This window comes from Curtobacterium sp. VKM Ac-1395, from assembly GCF_015350975.1.
Lineage (GTDB): Bacteria > Actinomycetota > Actinomycetes > Actinomycetales > Microbacteriaceae > Curtobacterium.
Genome location: NZ_JADKRX010000018.1, coordinates 1 through 401, shown reverse-complemented (window position 1 = coordinate 401; position 401 = coordinate 1). Strand labels below are relative to the sequence as shown.

Genomic DNA, 401 nt, shown 5'->3' with positions numbered 1-401 from the left:
GAGACCTTGACGGAGGCGCCGGCGGAGTCGCCGACGAGGTCGAGGGCTTCTTGGAAGGCTTCGAGGGGGAACTGGTGGGTGCAGATCCGGTCCATGGGGAGGGTCTGGGTCTCGAGGAGCTTGATGGCGGCGGGCCAGGTGTGGGGGCCGAGGTGGGCGCCGCGGATGTCGAGTTCCTTGTCGTCGGAGATGATGGACCAGTCGACGGAGACGTTGTCCTTGAAGACGGAGTACTCGACGAAGGTGCCGAGTTTGCGGAGCAGGTTCAGGCCCTGGGGGACGGCGGAGGGGTGGCCGGTGGCTTCGATGTAGACGTCGGCGCCGTAGCCGTCGGTGAGGTCCTTGATGATCTGGACGGCGTCCTCGTTGGCGATGTTGATGGTGAGGTCGGCGCCGACGGC

General features: G+C 66.3%; 1 protein-coding gene. It reads right to left on the bottom strand.

The genetic code is table 11. The features are described 5' to 3' along the window. Nucleotides 1-401, bottom strand: a 401-nt coding sequence (locus ITJ68_RS18845; protein ID WP_194663681.1) for a zinc-binding dehydrogenase, incomplete at both ends; no start/stop codon positions are given.